Source organism: Aeromonas enteropelogenes (assembly GCF_020097295.1).
Classification (GTDB): Bacteria; Pseudomonadota; Gammaproteobacteria; order Enterobacterales; family Aeromonadaceae; genus Aeromonas; species Aeromonas enteropelogenes.
On the sequence record NZ_CP083625.1, the window covers coordinates 509921 to 531426 of the forward strand.

Consider the following 21506-nt stretch of genomic DNA (forward strand, 5'->3'; position numbering starts at 1 on the left):
AACATTAAAAATCAAAAAGATAAAATCAAACTACATGTATTGAAACGACTGTTTATAAAATTTCAAAAAATATTGAGACGCAGCGTTTTATGTCGATTTTATATTTCCAGATAAAAAGTGCCGTTTCCCGCCCGTTTTTGTCTCTGCATCTCATTTGTCCCGGTTTTGCATTTCCTTGTACTTGATTTTTGTTTCAGAGCTTTTACAGTGGCCGAGCGGATTGTCTGCTATTTGTCAGGCGATCCAGCGCGTAATGCCAGGAAGGACAGGCTGGCCACCGGATGTGACTAGCCACAAAAAAGAACAACAAGGACGAGGTTCCATCATGCTGTCGTACTTTCTACGCCGGATGCTTTTGATCATCCCGACGTTCCTCGGTATCACCCTGCTCGTCTTCACCATCACCCGTTTCGTGCCAGGCGGCCCGGTCGAACGCATGTTGCTGCAGGCACAGGTGTCGCAGAACGAAAGCGGTCGCTCCAGTGGCAGCAAGGGGGCCCAGGCGCTCTCTGACGAACAGATCGAGGAACTCAAGGCGTTCTACGGGCTCGACAAGCCCATGCTGGTTGCCTATTGGGAGTGGCTGCAGAAGCTGGTGGTGCTGGATCTGGGGGAGTCGACCCGTTACTACGAGCCGGTGTGGGATCTTATCAAGGACAGGTTGCCGGTGACCGCCTTCTTCGGGCTGGCGACCTTCTTGCTGAGCTACGCCGTCTCCATCCCGCTCGGGGTGGCCAAGGCGCTCAGGCACAACAGCCGCTTCGATTCGTTAAGTTCCATGCTCATCTACATGGCCTATGCGCTACCTGCCTATGTGGTGGGGATCTTCCTCATCACCGTCTTCGCCTTCCATCTTGAGTGGCTGCCCATGGGGGGCTTCCCGGGGGACGATTTCGAATACATGGAGAGCAGCTGGGATCAGATCCGCACCGTCTTCGCCCACGCCCTGCTGCCGCTCATCGCCTACGCCATCGGGGATTTTGCTATCCTCACCATGACCATGAAGAACAGCCTGATGGAGAACCTGTCGGCGGATTACGTACGCACCGCCGTGGCCAAGGGGCTACCGTTTCGCAAGGCGGTCACCGATCACGCTATGCGCAACAGCCTGATCCCCATCGCCAGTCACTTAGGGTCAGTGCTCACCGTCTTTTTCGGGGGCTCCTTCCTCATCGAGACCATCTTCAACATCGACGGCATCGGCCTGCTCGGTTACGAGGCGATCGTCGAACGGGATTACCCCACAGTGATGGGCATACTGGCCATCACCTCCATGCTGATGCTGGTGGGCAATATCGTCTCCGATATCTGCGTGGCCCTGGTCGATCCCCGCGTGCGGTTTGGAGAGTGAGCATGAACCCTGTCACCTTGAAAAAACTCAAACGTTTCAAATCGATAAAACGCGGCTACTATTCCTTTATCATCTTCACCACCCTGGTGGTGCTCTCCATGCTGGCGGAGCTGCTGGTCAACAGCCGGGCGCTGATGGTGAGCTATCAGGGCCAGCTTTACTTCCCCACCTATGGCGACGTGATCCCGGGTCAGCACTTCGGGCTCGATTACGAGTACGAGACCAACTACCGCCAGTTGCAGACCAAGTTCGTGCAGGAAGGAAAAGAGGACTGGGTGCTGCTGCCACTGGTGCCCTGGAATCCTTACGAACAGGACTTCAAGGAGGATGCCTACCCGCCCTATGCCCCGAGCACGGCCGAGCGCCACTTCCTCGGCACCGACACCAGCGGCCGCGACGTGCTGGCACGGCTGGTCTACGGCTTTCGCATCGCCATCGGCTTTGCCTTCATCGCCCTGGTGGCGAGCTACACCATCGGGGTCACCATCGGCTGCATGATGGGTTTCCTCGGCGGGCGGTTTGACCTGGTGCTGCAGCGCTTTATCGAGATCTGGTCCCAGGTGCCCTTCCTCTACGTCATCATGATCCTGGTGTCGCTGGCCAAGCCGAACTTCGGCCTGTTTGTCGCCATCAACGTGCTGTTCGGCTGGATGGGCATCACCTGGTACATGCGCACCCTCACCTACAAGGAGCGGGCGAGGGACTATGTGATGGCGGCGCGGGCCCAGGGGGCGAGCACGGGGCGGATCATCTTCCACCACATCCTGCCGAACACTCTGGTGATGGTGGTGACCCTGGCGCCCTTTGCCGTAGTGGGCAACATCTCCACCCTGACAGCGCTGGACTATCTGGGCTTTGGCCTGGCACCACCGACCCCGAGCTGGGGGGAGCTGCTCTCCCAGGGCATCAACAACCTGGACGCTATCTGGATCGTGAGCTCGGTGGTAGCGGCGGTGAGCCTGGTGCTGATCATGGTCTCCTTTATCGGCGAGGCCATTCGCGAGGCGTTCGATCCGCGCAAATTTACCCGTTATCAGTGACAGGACGAGCCGCCACGACGGGCGGCCACGGGTCACATGGATTAACCCGTTATCAATCAAGCCCCCGCAGTGGGGAATGACCAGGAAGTCAAACATGAACAATAAAATCAAATGGATAGGTGCACTTTTTCTGCTGGTGAACGGTTCCTGGGGTTGGACGGCCAGCCTGCCTGCGGATCTCAAGTGGGAGACCAACGACACAGACCCCGTGTTCGCCTCCCCCAAGGCGCTGCCAGGCGGCAGCATCACCATGTTTGTCGATAGCTTTCCGCTGACGTTTCGCACCGTCGGGCCCGACTCCAACGGCGCGTTCCGCTCCTTCATCCTGGACAACCAGCTGAGGCTCATCAGCTTCCATCCCAATACCGGCAACCCCATCCCTGCGCTGGCGACCCACTGGGCCATCGCGCCGGACAACCAGACCGTCTACTTCAAGCTGGATCCGCAGGCCAAGTGGTCCGACGGCAAGCCCGTCACCGCCGATGACTACACCTTCGGCTACGAGATGATGCGCTCCAAGGACATCAAGGGCCCCTGGTTCAACAACTACTACACCACCGAGGTGGTGGCGGTGGAGAAGATCGACGACCACACCATCCTGGTGAAGGCGGGCAGCCGCAAGGCCAGGCTGGATCTCCTCAACACCACAGAGCTGTGGCCCCAGCCCAAGCACTATTACAAGCTCGGCCCCAATTGGGTGAAGCAGTACAACTGGGCCGTGGTGCCCACCACGGGCCCCTATGTGATGAGCGACGTGAAGAAGGGTAAATCCATCACCTTCAGCAAGCAGAAGGAGTGGTGGGCAAAGAGTGATCGCTACAACCAGCACAGATTCAACCTCGACACCATCAAGGTGCAGGTGATCCGGGATCGCAATATCGCCTTTCGCCACTTCCTGAAAGGGGAGATAGACACCTTCGAGATGATCCTGCCGAACTGGTGGCATGAAAAGGCCGTGACCCCCGAGTACAAGAAGGGGTACGTGCAGAAGGTGATGGCCATGACCGACACCAAGCAGGGCGGACAGGGGGTTCACCTCAATGTGGCTACTCCCAAGCTGGCCGACATCAATGTGCGGCTCGGCATCCAGCACGCCTTCAACATCGACAAGATGATCGAAACCGTGCTGCGGGGCGACTACGACCGGGCCACCACCTTCGGCTCGGGCTTTGGCGAATTTACCAACATGACGCTGCCGGAGCGGGCCTATGACATCGCCAAGGCACGCGACTACTTCGCCAAGGGGGGCTATAGCAAGCCGGGGCCGGACGGCATCCTGCAAAACGACAAGGGGGAGCGGCTGACCCTGGCCGTCACCTACACCAGTCAGGAGCACTCCAAGCGGCTGACCGTGCTGAAGGAAGAGGCCAAGAAGGCGGGCCTGGATCTGGAGCTCAACCTGGTGGATGGAGCCACCGGCTTCAAGGTGATGCTGGAGAAGAAACACGAGGCGGCCTGGATGGGCTGGGCTGGCGGGGGTCTCTATCCGCAATATTGGGAGTCGTTCCACTCGGCCAACGCCAACAAGCCGCAGACCAACAACCTGTTCAACGTGGCCGACAAGGAGCTGGATAACCTTATCGACGCCTATAACGTCGAATTCGACATGGCCAAACGGGCCAAGCTCTCACAACAGATCCAGCAGCGCATCTATGATCTCGCCATCTTCGTGCCCGGGGTCCAGCTCAACTATGTGCGGGCCAGCAGCTGGCGTTATGTGATGCTGCCCGAGGTGCCCGCCACCCGAAACACACCTGATCTGCTCTACTGGCCCATGGATGGCTATCCCCACAGCAGTGGCGGCCTGCTCTGGCTCGATCCCAAGGTGAAGGAAGAGACCCAGAAAGCCAGGGAGGCAGGGGAGGCGCTGACCCCCATTACGCAGACCGACAAGACCTATGCACGTCATTGATGCCGCAGAGAAGGGAGCAGCAGTCATGCCCAACACACAGGCCTCCATTCTTGACGTTCGGGATAACGGGGTGGAGGGTGCCGTTGAGAACGGCCAGAACAAGACCCCGATTCTTGAGGTGCGCGATCTCGAGGTGGAGTTCGCCGTCGACGACGGCAAGATAAAGGTGCTCGACGGGGTCAGCTTCCAGGTTGCTCCGGGCCAGACCCTGGGGATCGTCGGCGAGTCCGGCTGCGGCAAGAGCGTCACCTCGCTCGCCATCATGGGACTGCTGCCCAAGCCCCACGGCCAGGTGGTAGCGGGCTCCATCCGCTTTCAGGGGGAGGAGCTGCTCACTCTGGCGCCGGATCAGATGTACAGGGTGCGCGGCAACCGCATCTCGATGATCTTCCAGGAACCGATGACGGCGCTCAACCCGGTGCAGACGGTCGGGGATCAGCTGATGGAGGTGTTTCACCTCCATCGCCCTGACTACAGCAAGGCCCAACGCAAGGAGGCCGCCATCGCCATGTTGCAGAAGGTGGGGATCCCGGAACCGGCCCAACGCTTTGCCGTCTATCCCCACAACCTCTCCGGCGGCATGCGCCAGCGGGTGATGATCGCCATGGCGCTGGCCTGCGAGCCTTCCCTGCTTATCTGCGATGAGCCGACTACGGCGCTCGATGTCACCATCCAGGCCCAGATCCTGGAGCTGATGAAGGAGTTGCAGGCCCAGACCGGCATGGCCATCATCTTCATCACCCACGATCTCGGGGTGGTGGCGGAGCTGTGCGACGAAGTGGTGGTGATGTACGCCGGCCGCGCGGTGGAACAGGCAAACGTGTTCGAGCTGTTTGACCAGCCACGCCACCCCTATACTCATGGCCTGATGGCCTCGATCCCCCGTCTCGAAGATGCCCCCAAGAGCCTGCTCAAAACCATCAGGGGTCAGGTGCCCGCCCTTGACGAGATGCCGGCCGGCTGTCGTTTCTCCAATCGTTGTCCCCATGCCACCGAGATCTGCGTGAGGGCCATTCCGGCCACCGAGCAGCTCGCCGAGCGGCACGGGGTGGCCTGCCACCACTGGAGGGAGCTAGCCGTATGAAGACGCTTTTATCGGTGCGGGATCTGAAACAGCACTTCCGGCTGGGGGGCGGATTTTTGCGCAAGCAATATACGGTCCACGCGGTGGATGGCATCAGCTTCGATCTCAAACAGGGGGAGACGCTGGGGCTGGTGGGTGAATCCGGCTGTGGCAAGTCCACCCTGGGACGCACCCTGCTCAAGTTGTTCGAGCCGAGCGCCGGCACCATCACCTTCGAAGGGCGGGATATCACTCACCTTTCCCCCAGGGAGATGCGATCCCTGCGCCAGGAGATGCAGATGGTGTTTCAGGATCCTGCAGAATCCCTCAACAGCCGCCACACGGTAGGCCAGATCCTGGAAGAGCCCTTCATCATCCACGGCAAGGGCAACACTACTCAGCGCCGCGAGTGGGTGCTGGAGCTGCTGGAGAAAGTCGGTTTGCCGGGCAGCGCAATGGATCGCTACCCCCACGAATTTTCCGGCGGCCAGCGCCAGCGCATCGGGATTGCCCGGGCCATCGCCCTCAAGCCCAAGCTGCTGGTGTGTGACGAGGCGGTGTCGGCGCTGGACGTCTCGGTGCAGTCCCAGATAGTGAACCTGCTGCTCACCCTGCAGCAGGAGATGAACCTCGCCATCATCTTCATCGCCCACGACCTGTCGGTAGTGAAACACATCTCGGATCGGGTCGCCGTTATGTATCTGGGCAGGATCGTCGAACTGGCAGAGGCGCAGTCACTCTATCTGGCGCCGCGCCACCCGTATACCCGGGCGCTCATCTCGGTCATTCCGGTGCCGGATCCCCGTCGGCGCAGCCAGCGCATCCTGCTGACCGGCGACGTCCCCTCCCCCATCTCGCCCCCGAGCGGCTGCCACTTCCACCAGCGCTGCCCTTATGCCAGCGAGCTGTGCAGAAGCGCAGCGCCGAAACTGGCACTGTGCGGCGACGGTGCCCACCAGGTGGCCTGCCACACGCCGCTCTCCGCCAGCGGCGATCCCTCGCTGGATCAGGCCAGCTGACGCTGGCAAGGCAGAAACGAACGAGGCGGCCCTGTGGCCGCCTCGTTTCATGACTGATGCCATCCCCAATCAGGCGATCTGGTAGCGCCCCGGCTTGTGGTTGAGTGTCAACACAAGATTACAGATAACGGCTGCGACGATGGAGAGCGCCAGGATCCAGGGTTGCACCACGAAGAAGGAGGTCACGACGATGGCGCAATCCAGCCCCATCTGTAGCTTGCCGGCCCGGATGCCGAAGCGATCCTGAACAAACAGCGCCAGTATGTTGAAGCCACCCAGGCTCGACTTGTGGCGAAACATGATGAGCAGCCCCATGCCGATCAGGGTACCGCCGATGAGCGCCGCATAGAGTGGCTCTATCTTGCCGATCTGCAGCACACCGTTGAGGTGATCGGTCATGAAGGAGACCGCCGCCACCGAGGCGAAGGTGTTGAGGGTAAAGCGCGGCCCCATGCGCAGCCAGGCCAGGGCGTAGAAAGGGAGGTTGATGCAGAAGAACAGCAGGCCGAAGCTGACGCCAGTCACCTGTTGCAGTAGCAGCGCCAGCCCGGCGGTGCCGCCGGTGAGCAAGCCAACCTGATGGAACAGGAAGATGCCGAGGGAGACGAAGCCCGCCGCAGTCAGCAGGGCCAGCACATCCTCATAGACAGGATGCGCGTTGCGAATTGAGGTGTTGTCCATAACCTGTGTATCCAAGCGAAGTAATGTAAAGAGTGTCTGTCGCCGGCTGACCGGCTGCGAGCCTTGTTAGCAAGGCTTCGTTATGGGCGACAGTGTCCGGCTTCAGTGACCCAGATCACAAGACGCGGCCTGAACGCACCAAAATGGTGTTCGTCAGCACAGCGTTACAATCCTTGCACCAAAACAAGACAAAGCAGCGGCAAGTCCAAACTGAATCGAGCCTGAAAAAACCGACTAAACTCACTGCCCAAAAAAACGGATCCCTCTAGAATGGATGACTTGTCACTGCCTGCATCGAGGAGCAAAGCGCAGATGAGAGTCGTCGTATTCGGGATTGGTTATGTGGGACTGGTTCAGGCCGCCGTGCTCGCCGAGATGGGCCATCAGGTCACCTGTGTGGATGTGGACGACAGCAAGGTCGCACGTCTCAAGGAGGGGATCATCCCCATCTTCGAACCCGGGTTGGCCCCCATGGTGCAGGCCAACCATCAGGCTGGCCGCCTGCACTTCACCACGGACGTGGCCGAAGGGGTGGCCTTTGCCGAGCTCATCTTCATCGCGGTCGGCACCCCGCCTGACGAAGATGGTTCTGCCGATCTTCAGCACGTGCTGGCGGTGGCCGGCACCATAGGCCGTCTGATGCAGGCGGGCAAGGTGGTGATCAACAAGAGCACGGTGCCGGTCGGCACGGCCGCCAGGGTGCGCCAGCATATCGACGGCATCCTCAAGGAGCGGGGTGTTGCTCTGCCCATCGAGGTGGTCTCCAACCCCGAGTTTCTCAAGGAGGGGGCGGCGGTGGCCGACTGCCTGCGTCCGGATCGCATCATCATCGGCACCGACTCGGATCACGCCATGTCCCTACTGGAGGAGCTCTACGCCCCCTTCAACCGCAACCATGATCGCATCATCCAGATGGATGCCCGCAGCGCCGAGCTCACCAAGTACGCCGCCAACGCCATGCTGGCCACCAAGATCTCCTTCATGAACGAGATGGCCGGGCTGGCGGAGCGCCTCGGTGCCGACATCGAGGAGGTGCGCAAGGGGATCGGCGCCGACCCGCGCATCGGCTACCACTTCATCTACCCGGGTTGCGGCTACGGCGGCTCCTGTTTCCCCAAGGATGTGAAAGCGCTGATCCATACCGCCAGCGAAAGTGGCTGCGACGTGCCCCTGCTGCGCTCGGTGGAGAGGGTCAATGACAGGCAGAAACACAAACTCATCGAGCGCCTGCTTAAGCACTTTGGCAACGACCTGACGGGGCACACCTTCGCCCTGTGGGGACTGGCCTTTAAACCCAATACCGATGACATGCGCGAAGCGCCGAGCCGGGTGTTGATGGAGGCCATCTGGGCCGCCGGCGGCAAGGTGCAGGCATTTGACCCCGAGGCGATGAAAGAGGCCCAGCACCTCTACGGCCTGCGCGACGATCTGACCCTGTGCGGCACCCAGGAGGCGGCTCTCAAGGGCGCCGATGCCCTGCTCATCTGCACCGAGTGGCAACAGTTCCGTGCCCCCGACTTCGAGCTTATCAAGCGCACACTGAAACAACCCGTCATCCTCGATGGCCGCAACCTCTATGATCCGGCCCGTCTGCACCAGCGTGGCTTCACCTATTACGCCATCGGCCGTGGCGACAGCCTGGAAAAAACGCACGCGCTGGAGAAAGCACAATGAAGTACCTGGTCACCGGCGCTGCCGGCTTTATCGGCTTTCATGTGGCGCAAAGGCTCTGTCACGAAGGGCATCAGGTAGTCGGCCTCGACAATCTCAATGACTACTACGAGGTGAGCCTGAAAGAGGCGCGGCTGGCGCAGCTCCTGCCGCTGTCCGGTTTTCGCTTCGAGCGCGGCGATCTCGCGGACAGGCAAGCCATCGCGGCCCTGTTCGTCCGGGAGCAGTTCGATCGGGTGATCCATCTGGGGGCCCAGGCCGGGGTACGCTATTCGCTGGACAACCCCTTCGCCTATGCCGACAGCAATCTCAACGGGACCCTCACCATCCTCGAGGGGTGCCGCCATCATGGCATCGGGCACCTGGTCTATGCCTCCTCCAGCTCGGTTTACGGCCTCAACGAGCAGATGCCGTTCAAGACCTCGGACGGGGTGGATCATCCCGTCTCCCTCTATGCGGCGAGCAAGAAGGCCAATGAGCTGATGGCCCACTCCTACTCCCACCTCTACGGTTTACCGACTACAGGGCTGCGTTTCTTCACCGTCTACGGCCCCTGGGGGCGCCCCGACATGGCCCTGTTCAAGTTCGTGCGAGCCATCCTGAACGATGAACCCATCGACATCTACAACCAGGGGGCGCTGAGCCGGGATTTCACCTATATCGACGACATCGTCGAGGGGGTAATACGCATCGCGGATCACCCCCCGGTGGCGAACCCCGCCTGGCACGGGCAGACAGAGTCGAGCTCGGCCCCCTATCGGCTGTTCAACATCGGCAACGGCAGCCCGGTGCGTCTGGTCGACTTCGTGGAGGCCATCGAAACGGCCCTCGGCAAGCAGGCCATCCGCAACCTCTGCCCCATGCAGCCCGGGGATGTGCTCGCCACCTGGGCCGATACCGAGGCGCTGTTCGAGGCAACCGGCTACCGGCCGAAAGTGGGGCTGGCGCAAGGGGTCACCCGTTTCGTCGAGTGGTACAAAGAGTACTACGGGGTCTGAGCAAGCCGCTGTTTGGCCTGACAACGAAAAAGGGGCTGCCAATGGCAGCCCCTCTTGTCTAGTTCAGGTTCCCCTCCTTGGGGCCTGGTACATAGCTAAATGGTTCTATCTCTGGCCTGAGCCCCTGACAGGCGGGCTTGATGGCCTCGGCATTGGTCAGCAGCCAATCAGTGCGGTGACGATTGCCGAGATTCTCCATGCGCGCGGGGTCAAAACAGCGCTCCAGCAGATCGGCCGCCCCCAGCACCCAGCGTCCTGGCGCGGCAGCCACCCAGGCCGCCGCCTCGCGGGCCTGCGCATCATCCGGCATCTGGTAGCTGTAGTGTCGCAGCGGCTGGCGGGTAAACAGCAGGTGCTGCTCCTTGAAACCGGTCAGCAGCAACTCGTTGCCCGCCGGTACCCGCTCCGCTGCCAGCGTCATCACGGTTTGCGGCGTGCGCATGTCGTTGAGGCGCGTACAGATCCAGGTGGAGTAGATGAGCCAGCCACAGGCAAGGGTGGCCAGAATGGCGGTAAGCGGTGCCCGGCGCAGCAAGGCGTTGACGAGCAACAACACGCCCCCCATCACCAGCAGGGGGAGCCAGGGGGCCGGCCCCAGTTCGCTCACCCGGCTGGCCAGCTTGGCACTGAACTCCAGCGCAACCGCCCCACCGAGGCAGACGATGCCCAGCAACCAGCCAAGTCCCGACAGCAGGCGGCCTGGCCAGCGCCTGGCCAGCAGGGCGGCGATGAAGGGCGCGCTCAGCAGTGCCAAAGCCGGCGTGCCAGGCGTCACATAGACGCCGCGCTTACCGGGCGAAACCGAGAAGAAGATCACCACCAGCACCAGGTAACCGAGCAGCAATATGATGCGTTTGTCCCGCCCCCCAATGGCTCTGCGCCACTCCACCACCAGCCAGGGCAGCAGCAGGGTGAGCGGCAGCCAGAACGGCGGGATCACCGAGGTGAGGTAGTACCAGAAGGGTTTGACGTGATGCCAGGAGTTGGCATAGCGGGTCACCGTCTGGCGCAGCATGATGTTGTCCCGATACGCCTGCAGTATGGGGTCGCCGCTCTGGGCCACGGCAATCAGCATGGGCACCAGCCACAGGCCGATGGCCAGCAGCATGCACAGCGGCCCCGCCAGTCCCTTGAGCCAGTCACTGCGGGATGCCGTGCGAATTTTATCCCAATGGGTCCAGATCGCCGGGATCAGCACCAGCAGTGCCAACAGACCCACCCCCTTGGTGATGATGCCAAGGCCGGCGGCAAACCAGCCGAGCCAGTACCATCGCCAGCCCCCGTTACACAACAGGAAACGAATGAAGCTGTAGAGGCCCAGGGTGATGAAGAAGGTGACCAGCGCATCGATCTGGGCCGTCTTGGCCTGCAGGGTGAACTGGACGGTAAAGAGCAGCAGCAAGCCGGCCAGAAAACCGACCTGGGGCGTCCACAGCCGGCGGCCCAGATCCCATACCAGCACCAAGGTCAGCAGACCCGCCAGCAATGAGGGCAGCAGAAAGGCCACCTTGATGGAACCGGTCAGCAGATAGGCGATGGCGATCCCCCACATGAACATGGGAGGTTTGTCCGGATAAATCTCGCCGCCGCGCATCGGGAACAGCCACTGGCCGCTCTCCACCATCTCCTTGGCTACCAGGGCGAAGCGGGGTTCGTCGGCCGGCCAGGGATCGCGCAGCCCAAGTCCGGTGCCAAGCACGACCAGGGCTATCAGCAGCAGCCAGCCAAGGGAGCTCTGATTGAGCAGGGTTCGATCATTTACCATGGCGGATCTCGCTGTCATGGATGAGTTTGTCCCGCTTCCAGCCGCGATGCTGAATATCCAGATAGAGGCTGTAGAGGGCAGTAAAGGTGGGGAAGAGATTTTGCAGTACGCCGACGGAGTCCTGCTTGGGGGAGAAGAGGAAGTAGCTCAGCGTCATCAGGCTGCCGAGCACACTCATGTACCAGAACAGGCGGGGGATCACAGGCCGACCGGCCCGCCTGGAGGCAATGAATTGCACCAGCCAGCGCCCCCCGAACATGAGCGCCCCCGTGTAGCCGATGAGCTTCCAGCCGGTCACATGCAGGCCGGTCCAGTCGAGCCAGTGCAGGGGGAGCGAGAGCAGGGCGTCCATCAATCGAGCATCTCCCTTACCTCGACGACCTTGGAGCGCCGCTGCAGCCACCAGACACCGACCACGTCCACCAGCCCGACCCAGAGGCGATTCCAGACCCCGTATTTGGAAACCCCCGCCTGTCTGGGCCTGTGATTGACCGGCCAGGGGGACATGCGACCGCCCTGCGCCTGGATCAGGGCCGGAATATAGCGGTGCATATGGTTGAAGCCGGGCAGACGCAGATACCAGTCGCGCCGCACCACCTTGAGTCCACAGCCGGTATCCGGGATACCGTCGCGCAGCAAGAGGTCGCGAAAGCCGTTGGCCAGTTTGGAAGAGATCCGCTTCACCCAGTCATCACGGCGATTGACGCGATGGCCGATGAGCCCCACCTCCTTCCGGTCTGCTGCAAAACGGCGCTTGGCCTCTTCCAGCATGGCGGGAATGTCGGCGGGATCATTCTGGCCATCCCCATCGAGCACCACCAGCCACTCGCCACGGCCATGACGCACGCCACTGAGCACCGCCATGCTCTGGCCGACGGCCCGCTCGTGACGCACCACCCGCAACCGGGGAAAACGCGTCTTCAACTCGCACAGGATGGCGTAGCTGTCGTCTTCGCTCCCGTCATCCACGTAGACCAATTCGTAATCGTACTTCCCGCCAAGCGCGGCATCGATTTCGCCGATAAGGGGAGCCAGATTGTCCCGTTCATCTTTGGCTGGCACGACGACTGATACATCGATTGAATAACCCATATGAGCTTCCCGACTATAGAGAGACGCAATCAGTCCACTTGATCGCATCATGAAAAAATGGGGATGGTAATTATCCCAAATAAATACAGGATGTTACGTTAATGTGAAGCCAGTCTATCATCCAAGAATTGATTCATGCATCAACTAACGTAGACAAAACCATCCGTCATACCCCGGGGACAAACTCTCTGTGTCTGCTCATGTCGGCAGGAAGGGGGTTGGCTTCCTGACATAAAGTTCCATACCGTTTTCATCTCTAACGGGCGAACACATAACCACATATTCCATCATCTGGCTGGCAACCTTCCTGTGTAGAACCTATATCTTCCGAATATGAAGAATATGAGGTACTCATCATGCAGAGATTCGGCACCTGGGGGTGGAGTCTGCTGCTCTTGTTGATCACGGCATCGGCCCAGGCCGAATCATTTCGCCAGGCGCCCAAGGCGATGAGTGCCATCCGCCAGGGCGCAGCCATCGAGCGCAGCAACCCGAGACAAGCCATCGCCTACTATTGCAATGCCGCCAGACTGGGCAATCCGGAGGCCTATTTTCGCATCGGCCGCCTGCTGGCCCGCGGGCCACAAGGTATCCGCAGTGCCCGGCAAGCCAACGCCTATCTCGCCATGGCCATGCGCCTTGGCAACCAGCAAGCCGCTCGCTATTACAACACTCGTGCAGGCAATGCCCCTCTGGGCAACTGCGGTGTGGGCAGCGGCCCTGCCGGTGTTCCCTGGGTACAGCCCGCCACCCCCTTCGATCAGGACAAATATCTGGCCCGACAATCCGCGAGCAAGCAGAAACTGGCCAACATGGTCCGGCAGGCCGCCGAGCGCCATCAGGTCGATCCCAAGCTGGCCCTGGCCATCGCCATCGCCGAATCCAACCTCGACCGCTTTGCCGTCTCTCCCAAACAGGCGCAAGGGGTCATGCAGCTCATCCCCGCCACCCAGCAGCGTTTCGGTGTCACCCGCCCGTTCGATGCGGAACAAAACATCCGCGGCGCCATGGTGTACCTGAAATGGCTGGAGAAACAGTTCGGCCCGGACTGGATCAGGATCAGTGCGGCCTACAATGCCGGCGAGAAGGCGGTGGCCCGCTACGGCGGCATCCCCCCCTATCAGGAGACCCAGGATTACGTGCAGCGGGTGCTCTACTATTCAGGGCACAAGCAAACGGCAGAAACCAAGCCATCCCTACGCTGACAAGGGGTCGGCAACACATCAAAAAACCAGCCCGGTCCCACCCTATCGTCACTAACTTAAGGAAAAATTAAGACGAATTTTCCGGGGATTTTGCTGGCCACAGCCCCATTCTGCCCTCCCCTCTATCTCATCTCGCCCACCCCTTCTTGACGGAGGATGAGCAACCGGCCGCCCGCTTTGCCCCCCCTTGTTCGTTGGTTTACAATCGACGGGTTTTTTGGAACCCGGTTGGCCTGTGCCGACCTGGCCCCACCACGACCTCAGCCTGTAGATGCAAAACATTAACTAGCTGAAAAAGAAGAGAATTAGCCAATGGCTCAATTTATTTACACCATGAACCGGGTCGGCAAGGTAGTGCCGCCCAAGCGTCATATCCTCAAGAACATCTCCCTGAGTTTCTTCCCGGGCGCCAAGATCGGTGTCTTGGGTCTGAACGGCGCCGGTAAATCCACCCTGCTGCGCATCATGGCCGGGCTGGATACCGAGATCGAAGGGGAAGCCCGCCCGCAACCCGGCATCAAGATCGGCTACCTGCCCCAGGAACCGAAGCTGGAGCCAGAGCAGACCGTGCGCGAAGCGGTGGAAGAGGCCGTCGGCGAAGTGAAACGCGCCATGGCCCGCCTCGACGAGGTCTATGCGGCCTACGCCGATCCGGATGCGGATTTTGACAAGCTGGCCCGCGAGCAGGGCGAACTGGAAGCCATCATCCAGGCCCAGGGCGGCCACAACCTGGAAAACCAGCTGGAGCGTGCGGCCGATGCCCTGCGTCTGCCGGCCTGGGATGCCCAGATCAAGCACCTCTCCGGTGGTGAGCGCCGCCGCGTGGCCCTGTGCCGCCTGCTGCTGGAAAAACCGGACATGCTGCTGCTGGACGAACCGACCAACCACCTGGACGCCGAATCCGTGGCCTGGCTGGAGCGCTTCCTGCACGACTACGAGGGCACCGTCGTCGCCATCACTCACGACCGTTACTTCCTCGACAACGTAGCTGGCTGGATCCTGGAGCTGGACCGTGGCGAGGGTATCCCCTGGGAAGGCAACTACTCCTCCTGGCTGGAGCAGAAAGATGCCCGTCTGGCCCAGGAAGCGAGTGCCGAAGCCGCTCGTCGCAAGTCCATCGAGAAGGAACTGGAATGGGTTCGCCAGAACCCGAAAGGTCGTCAGGCCAAATCCAAGGCCCGTATGGCTCGCTTCGAGGAGCTCAACACCAACGACTACCAGAAGCGCAACGAGACCAACGAGCTGTTCATTCCGCCCGGACCGCGCCTCGGCGACAAGGTGGTGGAAGTGGCCAACCTGCGCAAATCCTACGGGGATCGCGTACTGATCGACGATCTGTCGTTTGCCATTCCCAAGGGCGCCATCGTCGGCATCATCGGCCCCAACGGTGCCGGTAAGTCGACCCTGTTCCGCATGATGTCAGGCCAGGAGCAGCCGGATTCCGGCTCCATCACCCTGGGCGATACCGTGGTGCTGGCCTCGGTCGATCAGTTCCGTGACAGCATGGATGACAAGAAGACGGTGTTCGAAGAGGTCGCCGACGGTCAGGACATCCTGCGCATCGGTAGCTACGAGTTTCCGAGCCGCGCCTACATCGGCCGCTTCAACTTCAAGGGCTCCGATCAGCAGAAGCGCGTCGGCGAGCTCTCCGGTGGTGAACGCGGTCGTCTGCACCTGGCCAAGCTGCTGCAGACCGGCGGCAACGTGCTGCTGCTCGATGAACCGACCAACGATCTGGACATCGAAACCCTGCGCGCCCTCGAGAACGCCCTGCTGGAGTTCCCGGGTTGTGCCATGGTCATCTCCCACGACCGCTGGTTCCTCGACCGGATCGCCACCCACATCCTGGACTACCAGGACGAGGGCAAGATCGAATTCTTCGAGGGCAACTTCACCGAATACGAAGAGTGGAAGAAGAAGACCTACGGCGCCGAGGCCATCCAGCCGCACCGTGCGAAATACAAGCGCATCGCCAAGTAAACCGGCAAATGCGACAAGGGGAGCCTCGGCTCCCCTTTCTTGTGCCTTATGGCTTACAATCCAGAACGAACGACCTTGCATGGATTTTGCGAAATGACGACCCAGCCCACCACAGAGAAGAAGCTCACCATTCAGATCCGGGTCGAACCCGGCTGCCTCGGGCCGGATGGCAAGGCGCACATCGAAACCTTCTGTGTCGCCGCTGCCAAGATCTTCGAGGCCGTAGAGCCCGACCTGGTGAGCTGGGTGCTGCTTCCCCGTTATGACAAGCAGTTGCCGGAACAGGAGTTCTTCATCGCCGGTCGCAAGCTGAGCGAGGAGCAGGCCAGCCTGTTTCTGCGCCGTTTCGATCGGGAGCTGGGGGAAGTGCAGGAGCGGCTCGACTCCGTGCTTGCCCAACTGGTGGAACGCTACTTCAAGACTCTCTGAGCATCGGTTTTGACAAAGAAAGGTTCTCTATCGAGGACCTTTTTTATTGCTCAAATAGCAAACGTTTGAATTTTTGCTCTATTCATTGATCCGCCTCGCAGATCCGGGGTTTGTAAACGTCCCGGCCTGTGTAAAAATGTGCGCGCTGTCACGGTATCAAGTCGAGTCTGGTCATTTAGCCACCATCTGCTGGGGCCATTTACCCCGCATGAATGGGTCCACCGGCTCCCTTGCTGCTTATTTCACGTCACCTATTGGAATTCACATGAACCAACCACACAACGCCACAGGGCAGGCTACCAATCAGGTCGCCGGGCAAGGATTGCTTGAGCGCCTGTTTGCCCTGCAAGGCCATGGCACCACAGCCCGCACCGAGGTCATCGCCGGGATCACCACCTTCCTGACCATGGTCTATATCGTGTTCGTCAACCCGCAGATCCTCTCTGCGGCCGGCATGGACACCCAGGCGGTGTTCGTTACCACCTGCCTTATCGCCGGTATCGGCAGCATTCTGATGGGCCTGCTGGCCAACCTGCCCATCGCCCTGGCTCCCGCCATGGGCCTCAACGCCTTCTTCGCCTTCGTGGTGGTGGCCGGCATGGGTTACTCCTGGCAGGTCGGTATGGGTACCATCTTCTGGGGCGCCATGGGTCTGTTGATCCTCACCCTGCTGCGGGTGCGCTACTGGCTTATCGCCAACATTCCGCTCACCCTGCGGGTCGGCATCACCGCCGGTATCGGCCTCTTGATCGCCCTGCTCGGCCTGCACAACGCAGGGATCGTGGTCGCAAGTCCCGCCACCATGGTGACGGTGGGCAACCTCACCTCCCTGCCCTGCCTGCTGGGACTGCTGGGTTTCTTCCTCATCTGCATCTTCTCCGCCCGTGGCGTGCACTCCGCCGTGCTGATCGCCATCGTGGTCACCACCACCCTGGGCTGGCTGTTTGGCGACGTGACCTTCAAGGGCTTCATCGCCATGCCGCCCAGCATTGATCCCGTGTTCGGCCAGCTCGATCTGATGGGCTCACTGGATATCGGTCTGGCCGGCGTCATCTTCTCCTTTATGCTGGTCAACCTGTTTGACTCCTCCGGTACCCTGATTGGCGTCACCAACCGCGCCAAGCTGGCCGATGACAAGGGTCACTTCCCGCGCATGAAGCAGGCTCTGATGGTCGACAGCGTGAGCTCGGTCGGCGGCGCCTTTATGGGTACCTCCTCCGTGACGGCGTATATCGAGAGCAGCTCTGGCGTTGCCGTCGGTGGCCGTACCGGTCTGACCGCCATCGTGGTCGGCATCCTGTTCCTGCTGGCTATCTTCTTCTCCCCTATCGCCGCCATGGTGCCGGCGTACGCTGCAGCGGGGGCCCTTATCTATGTGGGCGTGCTGATGTGCTCCGAGTTGACCCGGGTAAAGTGGGAAGACTTGACCGAGGCGGTCCCGGCCTTCATGACCGCCGTCATGATGCCGTTCAGTTTCTCCATCACCGAAGGGATCGCCGTGGGCTTTATCTCCTACTGTGTGATGAAGGCGGGCACCGGCCGCTGGCGCGAGATCAACCCCTGCGTGCTGGTGGTGGCCCTGCTGTTTGTGCTCAAGTTCGTCTGGGTCGACAGCCACTGATAACGACCGAACCGGTTAACCAAATGGGCTCCCGACAGGGAGCCCATTTTTATTACCGCCGCACAGCCACTCATGGAGACGCTGTGCCGTCGGCACAAAGTTGTTAACATGGTTGCCCCATACGGAACATGTTCACCATCCAGCAAGGAGCCAGGATGCATCACTCATCCCCCCGATCCACCTTCGAAGTCAGCGACGACAAGGGACGCCTCGACGTCCCCTTGATCCACCGTTTTTTGTCAGAAGAGGCCTACTGGAGCCCCGGCATTCCGCTGACCACTGTGCTGCGCGCCATCAATCACTCCCTCTGTTTTGGTGGCTACCTCGGCGGCCAGCAGGTCGCTTTTGCCCGGGTCATCACCGACAAGGCCACCTTCGGCTATCTCTCCGATGTGTTCGTGCTGCCCGAGCATCGCGGTCAGGGCTACAGCAAGGCGCTGGTAGCGGCCGTCCTCGCCCACCCCGAGCTGCAGGGGCTGCGGCGTCTGAGCCTGTCGACCCTGGATGCCCACGGCCTCTATGGCAGTTTTGGCTTCGTGCCCGCCAGTGCACCAGCCAGCCTGATGGAGATCTACGACCCCGAGATCTACCTGCGTACCTGAATCTCGGGCTCCCTCTGCTGGCGGCTGATTATTTTCGCCGGATCATGCTTCTCGCCCCTGCGCTGTGACGTGGGGGCGCGACAGTGCTAGATTGGCAGCCAGCGTTTTCACCCAGCAGCTTCGTCAACCACAAGGATGGCAACCGTGGCCCAGCACTCTCCCTATTTCTCCGCTCTTTCCCCCTTGCTGCAAGCGCAGGCCCAGCGCCAATGGCAGCGACTGCTCGAACTGGCGCCAGACTACGGCGACCTGCCCGAGGCAACCCGGCAGGTCCTGCTCACCCTGCTCGGTCTCTCCGATTTTGTCGCCGACTCACTGATCAAACAACCCGAGCTGCTGGCGCAGATCTTCGCCTCGGGAGAGCTGGAGCAGACCGAGCGCTGGCCGGCCTACCAGCGCGATCTGACTGCTCTGCTGGCTGAAGTCGTTGACGAGGAGGCGCTCAAGCGCACCCTGCGTCAGTTCCGCCGCAGTCGCATGCTGGTCATCGCCTGGCGCGAACTGCTGGGGCATGCCGAGGTTGAAGAGAGCTTTATCCACCTCACCAAACTGGCCGACGCCCTGATCTGTGCAGCCCGTGACTGGCTCTACGCCAAGCAGTGCAGCGAGCTGGGCACCCCGATGGACGGGGATGGCAACCCGCAGCCGCTGCTGATCCTCGGCATGGGCAAACTGGGGGGCGGCGAGCTCAACTTCAGCTCCGACATTGACCTTATCTTCACTTTCCCCGAGAACGGCTACACGGTCGGCGGGCGGCGGGAGCTCGCCAACCAGCAATTCTTCATCAAGCTGGGCCAACGCATCATCAACGCCCTGCACCAGAGCACGGTCGACGGCCAGGTGTTTCGGGTCGACATGCGGCTGCGCCCCTTTGGCGACGCGGGTCCGCTGGCCATCTCCTTTGCCGCCATGGAGGATTACTACCAGCACCACGGCCGCAACTGGGAGCGCTACGCCATGGTCAAGGCGCGGGTACTGGGGCCCCAGTGCGAACACGCGGTCGAGCTCGCCGAGATGCTGCGCCCCTTCGTGTTTCGCCGCTATATCGACTTTGGCGTCATCGACGGCCTGCGTCAGATGAAGGCGATGATCGTCGCCGAGGTGCGTCGCAAGGGGCTCGAGGGCAACATCAAGCTGGGGGCCGGCGGCATTCGCGAAGTGGAGTTTATCGCCCAGGCGTTGCAGCTCATTCGCGGCGGCCGCGAGCCCGCCCTGCGGGTGCGCCACCTGCCCGAAGCGCTGGCCGCCATCGCCCAGTGCGGCGCCCTCGAAGCCGACCACTGCGATCGCTTGCTGACGGCCTATCGCTTCCTGCGCCGGGTCGAAAATATCCTGCAGGAGATCGGCGATCAGCAGACTCAGACCCTGCCCACCGAAGAGCGGGATCGCCAGCGGCTGCTTGCCGCCCTCGGTTTTGTCGACTGGACCGCTTTTATGGCCCATCTCGATGAGGAGATGGCCGCCGTCCATCAGCAGTTTGCTGCCGTGGTGGGGGAAGAGAAGGAGGCCCCCGCCCATCTCGAGCAACTCTGGCTCGATCTCTGGCGCACCGAACTCGACGCTACCGAGCTGGAAAAACTGCTGACCGCGCAGGGGGTGGCCGAACCGGCACCGCTCTGCACCGCCCTGCTGCGCTTCAAAGAGGAGTACAAGCGCCGTCAGGTGGGCCCGCAGGGGCGCATCGCCCTGGACTGGCTGATGCCGGAGCTGCTGCGGCTGGTGGTGGCAAGCCGTGAGCCCGCCCGCCTGTTTGAGCGGGTGTGCGAACTGCTGACCCGCATCTTCACCCGCAGCGCCTATCTGCAGCTGCTGGCGGAGAACCCGGGCGCCCTGCGCCAACTGGTGCGGCTGTGCGACGAGAGTGGTTTGGTAAGCGAACAGCTGGCCCGCTACCCCATCCTGCTGGACGAGCTGCTCGACCCGCAGCACCTCTATCACCCCACTCCGCTCGATCAGTACAAGCCCCAACTGCGCCAGTTCCTGCTGCGCATCCCCGAGGAGGACGTGGAGCAGCAGATGGAGGCGCTGCGCCAGTTCAAGCAGGTGCAGCTGCTGCGTATCGTGGCGGCCGACATCGCCGGCGCCCTGCCGCTGATGAAGGTGAGCGACCACCTCACCTGGCTGGCGGAGGCGATTACCGAAGAAGTGGTCAATCAGGCCTGGGCCCAGATGAGCGAGCGCTACGGCGTGCCGCCCGAGGTAGCCATCAGCGGCCAGCGCGGCTTTGCCGTGGTGGCCTACGGCAAGCTCGGCGGTATCGAGCTGGGCTACGGCTCGGATCTCGATCTGGTGTTCCTGCACGGCGGCAATCCCAACGGCTATACCGACGGACGCAAGTCCATCGACAGCCGCCAGTTCTACCTGCGTCTGGCCCAACGGATCCTGCACCTGTTCAGCACCCGCACCCCTTCCGGCATCCTGTATGAGATCGACATGCGGCTGCGCCCCTCCGGCGACTCCGGGCTGCTGGTTTCGTCGCTCTCCGCCTATGAGCAATACCAGCAAAACGAGGCCTGGACCTGGGAGCATCAGGCCCTGGTGCGCGCCCGCCCCATCTATGGAGACGAGGCGGTCATCGCCGAATTTGCCCGCATCCGTCGCACCGTGCTGGCCAGGGAGCGGGATCTGCCGACCCTGGCCCGCGAGGTGCGTGAGATGCGCCAGAAGATGCGGGATCACCTGCTCAAGGCAGGCGAGGGGGAGTTCGACCTCAAGCAGTCCCCCGGCGGCATGGTGGACATCGAGTTTATCGCACAGTATCTGGTGCTGGCCCACGCCTGTGGCGAACCCGAGGCGCTCACTCGCTGGTCCGATAACGTCCGCATCTTCGATGAGTGTGTTCTGGCGGGGGTGCTGACCCTGGAGCAGGCAGAGGGGCTCAAGCACGCCTATCTGGAGATCCGCAACCTCGGCCATCGTCTCAACCTCTCGGAGGTCTCCCGCAAGGTGAGCGACGATCGGTTGCAGAGCGAACGCAGCCATGTGCTGGCGGTCTGGCAACAGCTGTTGGGTGAAAAAGAATAAGAAAGGATCCTCGGTCTCGAGGATAGTCCGCGACTCTTCCCAACTTGCATATA

General features: G+C 61.4%; 17 protein-coding genes. 13 read left to right on the forward strand and 4 right to left on the reverse strand.

The annotated features are described in order from the left end of the window. Positions 1 to 325: 325 nt before the first annotated feature. From LA321_RS02315 to LA321_RS02335, 5 genes are all read left to right on the forward strand, one after another. Entirely contained in the window at positions 326 to 1351 is a 1026-nt protein-coding gene (locus tag LA321_RS02315; RefSeq protein ID WP_042073332.1) for an ABC transporter permease subunit, read from the forward strand. Next, a complete protein-coding gene (locus LA321_RS02320; RefSeq protein WP_082043465.1) occupies positions 1348 to 2391 on the forward strand; it encodes an ABC transporter permease in 1044 nt (347 codons plus the stop codon). Before LA321_RS02315 ends, LA321_RS02320 begins: the two co-directional genes overlap by 4 nt. A 94-nt stretch (positions 2392 to 2485) precedes the next feature. Then, on the forward strand, positions 2486 to 4303 hold the full coding sequence (locus LA321_RS02325; protein ID WP_042073336.1) for an extracellular solute-binding protein: 1818 nt from the start codon (positions 2486 to 2488) through the stop codon (positions 4301 to 4303). Positions 4304 to 4328: 25 nt separating this feature from the next. Then, positions 4329 to 5387 carry an ABC transporter ATP-binding protein gene (locus tag LA321_RS02330; RefSeq protein WP_042073337.1) on the forward strand — a complete coding sequence of 353 codons (1059 nt, stop codon included), beginning with the start codon at positions 4329 to 4331 and terminating at the stop codon, positions 5385 to 5387. After that, complete coding sequence (locus LA321_RS02335; protein ID WP_042073338.1) at positions 5384 to 6385, forward strand: ABC transporter ATP-binding protein; 1002 nt, start codon at positions 5384 to 5386, stop codon at positions 6383 to 6385. Before LA321_RS02330 ends, LA321_RS02335 begins: the two co-directional genes overlap by 4 nt. Before the next feature lie 69 nt (positions 6386 to 6454). Here the strand turns inward: LA321_RS02335 and LA321_RS02340 are convergent, their stop codons facing one another. After that, on the reverse strand, positions 6455 to 7066 hold the full coding sequence (locus LA321_RS02340; protein ID WP_026456648.1) for a YitT family protein: 612 nt from the start codon (positions 7064 to 7066) through the stop codon (positions 6455 to 6457). Positions 7067 to 7378: 312 nt separating this feature from the next. On the opposite strand from LA321_RS02340, the gene LA321_RS02345 reads away from it, so the two are divergent. After that, a complete protein-coding gene (locus LA321_RS02345; RefSeq protein WP_042073339.1) occupies positions 7379 to 8740 on the forward strand; it encodes a UDP-glucose dehydrogenase family protein in 1362 nt (453 codons plus the stop codon). Continuing rightward, on the forward strand, positions 8737 to 9735 hold the full coding sequence (locus tag LA321_RS02350; protein ID WP_042073341.1) for an NAD-dependent epimerase: 999 nt from the start codon (positions 8737 to 8739) through the stop codon (positions 9733 to 9735). The genes LA321_RS02345 and LA321_RS02350 overlap by 4 nt, the downstream gene beginning before the upstream one ends. Positions 9736 to 9793: 58 nt before the next feature. Here LA321_RS02350 and LA321_RS02355 read toward each other — a convergent pair whose 3' ends face one another. The 3 genes from LA321_RS02355 to LA321_RS02365 are packed head-to-tail and all read right to left on the reverse strand — an operon-like array spanning position 9794 to position 12592. Then, positions 9794 to 11500, reverse strand: coding sequence for an ArnT family glycosyltransferase (locus LA321_RS02355; protein WP_042073343.1), 1707 nt, complete (start codon positions 11498 to 11500; stop codon positions 9794 to 9796). Continuing rightward, a complete protein-coding gene (locus LA321_RS02360; protein ID WP_042028163.1) occupies positions 11490 to 11852 on the reverse strand; it encodes a lipid-A-disaccharide synthase N-terminal domain-containing protein in 363 nt (120 codons plus the stop codon). Before LA321_RS02360 ends, LA321_RS02355 begins: the two co-directional genes overlap by 11 nt. Further along, entirely contained in the window at positions 11852 to 12592 is a 741-nt protein-coding gene (locus tag LA321_RS02365) for a glycosyltransferase family 2 protein (RefSeq protein WP_026456644.1), read from the reverse strand. The genes LA321_RS02360 and LA321_RS02365 overlap by 1 nt, the downstream gene beginning before the upstream one ends. Before the next feature lie 356 nt (positions 12593 to 12948). Here LA321_RS02365 and LA321_RS02370 point away from each other — a divergent pair, with 356 nt between their 5' ends. The 6 genes from LA321_RS02370 (at position 12949) to glnE (ending at position 21453) form a co-directional block, all read left to right on the forward strand. After that, positions 12949 to 13797 (forward strand): lytic transglycosylase domain-containing protein, encoded by an 849-nt coding sequence (locus LA321_RS02370; protein ID WP_042073345.1) that lies wholly within the window; start codon positions 12949 to 12951, stop codon positions 13795 to 13797. A gap of 312 nt (positions 13798 to 14109) precedes the next feature. Next, a complete protein-coding gene (ettA, locus tag LA321_RS02375; protein WP_026456971.1) occupies positions 14110 to 15777 on the forward strand; it encodes an energy-dependent translational throttle protein EttA in 1668 nt (555 codons plus the stop codon). Between the two features lie 93 nt (positions 15778 to 15870). Then, entirely contained in the window at positions 15871 to 16206 is a 336-nt protein-coding gene (locus LA321_RS02380; RefSeq protein WP_042073346.1) for a hypothetical protein, read from the forward strand. A gap of 265 nt (positions 16207 to 16471) precedes the next feature. Further along, on the forward strand, positions 16472 to 17827 hold the full coding sequence (locus LA321_RS02385; protein ID WP_026456973.1) for an NCS2 family permease: 1356 nt from the start codon (positions 16472 to 16474) through the stop codon (positions 17825 to 17827). Between the two features lie 155 nt (positions 17828 to 17982). Continuing rightward, positions 17983 to 18429, forward strand: a complete 447-nt coding sequence (locus LA321_RS02390; protein WP_042073347.1) for a GNAT family N-acetyltransferase — start codon at positions 17983 to 17985, stop codon at positions 18427 to 18429. 144 nt (positions 18430 to 18573) lie between these two features. Next, positions 18574 to 21453, forward strand: coding sequence for a bifunctional [glutamate--ammonia ligase]-adenylyl-L-tyrosine phosphorylase/[glutamate--ammonia-ligase] adenylyltransferase (gene glnE, locus LA321_RS02395; protein ID WP_042073350.1), 2880 nt, complete (start codon positions 18574 to 18576; stop codon positions 21451 to 21453). The last annotated feature ends 53 nt before the right edge of the window (positions 21454 to 21506 follow it).